This is a genomic window from Wolbachia endosymbiont of Cylisticus convexus (genome assembly GCF_003344345.1).
In genome coordinates, this window is the sequence record NZ_QPIP01000126.1 from 1 (window position 1) to 3,498 (window position 3,498).

The following is a 3,498-nucleotide window of genomic DNA, read 5'->3' on the forward strand; positions in this document are numbered from 1 at the left end:
ACATTTACAACATATTTTGCACCAGCAGACTTTAATGAAACAGTAAATACTCTTGGACAGCCACTCTATGCAAAACAAGAGCCAAGAAGATTTGATAGAGGAACTGATTTACATACGCAGTCAAATCCTCTGCCAATGTGCCATAGGCCTGGCGTATTAGTAAAAGTCGCTATAGCATAACATACTGGTAGAGTAATTACAAGTTGGTGAGGCACAGAACGACTCTACCGGTATGCGCTTCTTAGCATGTAAAGGTTAGTATATCAAAAAGAAATATGCAAGAGAATATTAAGCGATTATTGGAGGATTGTTTTAAGCATCTAGGAGTGGAAGCCATATATTGTAATCGAAATAAGGAGGGTATTCGTAGAATAAAAGTGCTAATAAAACGTCCTGAGACTACGTACTCTCTAGGTGCAGATGGAGCATTAACTCAGCAAATTGCTTCTGTAGAAATACGTGATCAGGACGTTACTTCCTTTAGCATAGGCGATTATATCAAGATTGAAAAAAGGTTCTACAAGATTTTTGAACCACCGTTAAAAGATTCTTCGAGTGAAATATGGAAAATTGAAGCAATAGAAAGTGTTTGATATTAAAATTAGTAACAATATTAATGAAATAATCTCCACTATTGAAAGAAAAGAGCAGAAAATAAAACTGGCAGCTATAAAAGCGTTAAACAAAACGGCACTATGGTTAAAAGCGCAAGCAGCTAAGGAAATCAGTGAGGAAAAGCAGATAAAATTAAGTTTGATAAGAAAGAGATTAAGAATTTTTAAGGCGAAAACTAGCAGATTAGAAGTGTTAATTAGAGCAAATCTCTATGACATTAGAGCATCGACAATTGGCAAAATACAAAAAACAAGAAGAGGATCGAAAGTAGGAAAGCACCAATTTATAGGAGGATTTGCAGCAGTTATGCCAAAAGGAAATAGCGGTATGTTTAAACGTGAAGGAAGGGCAGCATTGCCAATAAAGGAAGTTAAATTGTCACTGAAACCAGAGGCTTCAAGGATAATAGGGAATCTTGTTAATTATGAAGTTGAAGAAGTCTTTACAAAGTTTTTTGAACGTGAATTGAGCTATAAAGGATGAATTTGAAAGATTTACATGATAAAATTTGTACCACGCTGAAGAGAGAAATACCAGCAATTCAAACTTGTGAAATTTATCCATCGATAAGAAAAGAATTATTAGCGCCAGCGTTATTTGTAGAGCTTGTGAGTTTAGAATCTGGAAAAGATCCTGGAACAGAAGAATTAGCATTGAAAGCAAGATTTGAAGCACGCATTGTGACTGATAGCACAATAGAAAATGCCCTTATTATTGTCAGAACATTAGCAGCAGAAGTAGCAAGAGTAGTAAATAAAAATACTTGGAATGTGGAAAATGTTTCACCAGGAGAATTTATCTCTGCGGAAATTGACGGATTTAGACCCGAATTAGATGCGTATTTGTTGTGGTTGGTTGAGTGGAGTCATCAGCTTCATTTAGGTAAATCGATATGGACAGAAAATAAGATTAAACCACATACGATTACAATAGGAGAAAATGTTAGAGAGTAATTTTGCTATTTCAGAGCTGCAAAGAAAATTAGCAAACATTGTACGAATAGGGCTTGTAAAAGAAGTAGATTATGAAAAAGCAAAAGTAAGAATTAAAATAGGCGAATTTTTAACAGATTGGTTGCCATGGATAACAAGCAAAGCAGGAAAAGATAGAAATTGGTCTCCGCCAGGTATTGATGAGCAAGTAGTTATACTTTCCCCGCTGGGAGAATTATCTTTAGGAGTAGTACTTCCTGGAATATATCAACAAAAGTACTCTGCACCAGAAAATAAAAAAGAGGTGAGTAGCTTAACATTTCAAGATGGAACAAAGTTGTCATACGATAAAGATAAACATCATTTAGAGATTGAAGTAGTAGACAAAATAACACTGAAAGCTGGGGAATCGAGCATAGAAATGACAAAAAGTGGAATAAAACTGAAAGCAGAAAGGATCGACTTAAATTGAACAAAGGAATAGTAAGGTTAGGAGACTATTGTGGAGAAGCTATACCACATTTCTGCATTAGCGGAAGTAATAATGTTTTTGTAAACGGTAAGTCAATATGTAGACAAGGAGACAGTTTTAGTGAAGGAAAAGTAATGATTCAAGGATCAAAAACAGTGTTTGCAAATGGTCTTAGTGTAGGAAGAGTAGGAGATATAGTTTCATGTGGGTTTAAAGTAATTAGAGGGAGTTCTGATGTTTTTACAGAGCCAGTATGAAGGGAATGAGCAAAGAAACAGGTAAAGAACTAGAGGGTTTAGAACACTTAAAGCAATCAATAATTGATATACTGACTACTACGACAATGTTGTAAATTTTGACCTTTTTCATTGTTATGTTCTGTAGAATGAGATATATCTTTTACTCGAAACACTATATTTACTTCTTCAATATCAACTTCAATTCGCTTAACTAATATTCTGATAACATTACGTTTAGTTAGCCAATCTAAATCATCAAGCTTTGATTTAATATTGGAAAAAAACTCTTCTAAATTGGTTACAACGAGAGTTAATTCTTGTTGTAGATTTTTTCGATTGAAGGGAATGTTCAAAAAAGTGTGTCAAACCGAAAAAAAGTAATTTATATCAATTTAAAAATGGAGGTTTGACAATGAGTCAAAAAGTAGTAAACAGAACTAACGGATTGGTAGATTATAAAGAGTTGGAAACAAATATCCTGTCGTCTATACGAGAAGGAAGACCGTTGACAGGAAAGGAGGGAGCATTAACACCATTTATAAAAAAGCTGCTGGAGGCGAGTCTAGAAGGTGAAATAGAAAACCATTTATTAGCTGAAAGTGAAGAAAATAATCGCAGAAATGGGAGGAATGGAAAGACTTTACGTACAAGTGCAGGTTCATTTGAGCTGTTAACGCCAAGAGATAGAGAAGGAAGTTTTGAGCCGCAAATAGTCAAAAAAAGGCAAACAAGCTTACATCCAGAGCTTGAAACGAAGATTTTGAGCACATTTGCCAGTGGTATGAGCTATAGAGATATAGCGTCACACGTTGAGGAAATTTATGATCACAAAATATCGGTAGCAGAGATATCAAGTATTACCGACAAATTACTGCCTATAATCAATGAATGGCGTAGTCGTCCACTGCAATCAGTATACCCGATAGTATTTATGGATGGGATGTTCTTTAAGGTCAAGGAGGATGGACATTGCGTAAGTAAATGTATGTACAATATATTGGGCATAGACCAAAATGGCAGAAAAGAAGTCCTGGGCTTTTATTTGGCTGAAAGTGAAGGAGCTAACTTTTGGTTGGAAGTGCTAAATAACCTCAAAGAAAGAGGAGTAGAAGATATTCTGATTGCATGTGTAGATGGGCTAAAAAGCTTTCCTGCAGCCATCAACAGTGTATTTCCCAGTGCAGAAGTGCAGCTATGTATAGTACACCAAATAAGAAATTCTCTGAAATATGTATCCAGT

At 35.2% G+C, this 3,498-nt stretch carries 8 protein-coding genes and 1 pseudogene; 8 read left to right on the plus strand and 1 reads right to left on the minus strand.

All coding sequences use genetic code 11. The features are described 5' to 3' along the window. The 7 genes and pseudogenes from Wcon_RS08910 to Wcon_RS12220 all read left to right on the plus strand — a co-directional run. Nucleotides 1–180, plus strand: a 180-nt coding sequence (locus tag Wcon_RS08910; RefSeq protein ID WP_179947511.1) for a major capsid protein, incomplete at its 5' end; no start/stop codon positions are given. 95 nt (nucleotides 181–275) lie between these two features. Beyond that, nucleotides 276–593 (plus strand): head-tail joining protein, encoded by a 318-nt coding sequence (locus tag Wcon_RS08915; protein ID WP_114517895.1) that lies wholly within the window; start codon nucleotides 276–278, stop codon nucleotides 591–593. Then, entirely contained in the window at nucleotides 586–1,098 is a 513-nt protein-coding gene (locus Wcon_RS08920; RefSeq protein ID WP_410543471.1) for a phage tail protein, read from the plus strand. Before Wcon_RS08915 ends, Wcon_RS08920 begins: the two co-directional genes overlap by 8 nt. Continuing rightward, nucleotides 1,095–1,568: a hypothetical protein gene (locus Wcon_RS08925; protein ID WP_114517896.1), complete on the plus strand. Its 474-nt coding sequence runs from the start codon at nucleotides 1,095–1,097 to the stop codon at nucleotides 1,566–1,568. Before Wcon_RS08920 ends, Wcon_RS08925 begins: the two co-directional genes overlap by 4 nt. Then, the gene (locus Wcon_RS08930; RefSeq protein WP_012481798.1) at nucleotides 1,555–2,019 is read left to right on the plus strand and encodes a phage baseplate assembly protein V; all 465 of its coding nucleotides are present in this window, start codon (nucleotides 1,555–1,557) and stop codon (nucleotides 2,017–2,019) included. The genes Wcon_RS08925 and Wcon_RS08930 overlap by 14 nt, the downstream gene beginning before the upstream one ends. Further along, entirely contained in the window at nucleotides 2,016–2,276 is a 261-nt protein-coding gene (locus Wcon_RS08935) for a PAAR domain-containing protein (protein WP_114517897.1), read from the plus strand. Before Wcon_RS08930 ends, Wcon_RS08935 begins: the two co-directional genes overlap by 4 nt. Continuing rightward, nucleotides 2,273–2,356, plus strand: a pseudogene (locus Wcon_RS12220) (GPW/gp25 family protein); the annotation flags it as partial. The gene Wcon_RS08935 and the pseudogene Wcon_RS12220, both read left to right, overlap by 4 nt. Here the strand turns inward: Wcon_RS12220 and Wcon_RS11255 are convergent. Next, on the minus strand, nucleotides 2,333–2,611 hold the full coding sequence (locus Wcon_RS11255) for a hypothetical protein (RefSeq protein ID WP_147269182.1): 279 nt from the start codon (nucleotides 2,609–2,611) through the stop codon (nucleotides 2,333–2,335). The pseudogene Wcon_RS12220 and the gene Wcon_RS11255 overlap by 24 nt on opposite strands. Nucleotides 2,612–2,670: 59 nt before the next feature. Here Wcon_RS11255 and Wcon_RS08945 point away from each other — a divergent pair. Next, nucleotides 2,671–3,498 (plus strand): IS256 family transposase (locus Wcon_RS08945; protein ID WP_114516781.1); only part of this gene is annotated, 828 nt, incomplete at its 3' end.

What these genes read in the sequence shown, in the direction of transcription:
- Wcon_RS08915 (WP_114517895.1), top strand. Translation starts at nt 276, where the DNA reads ATGCAAGAGAATATTAAGCGATTATTGGAGGATTGTTTTAAGCATCTA.
- Wcon_RS08925 (WP_114517896.1), top strand. Translation starts at nt 1,095, where the DNA reads ATGAATTTGAAAGATTTACATGATAAAATTTGTACCACGCTGAAGAGA.
- Wcon_RS08930 (WP_012481798.1), top strand. Translation starts at nt 1,555, where the DNA reads ATGTTAGAGAGTAATTTTGCTATTTCAGAGCTGCAAAGAAAATTAGCA.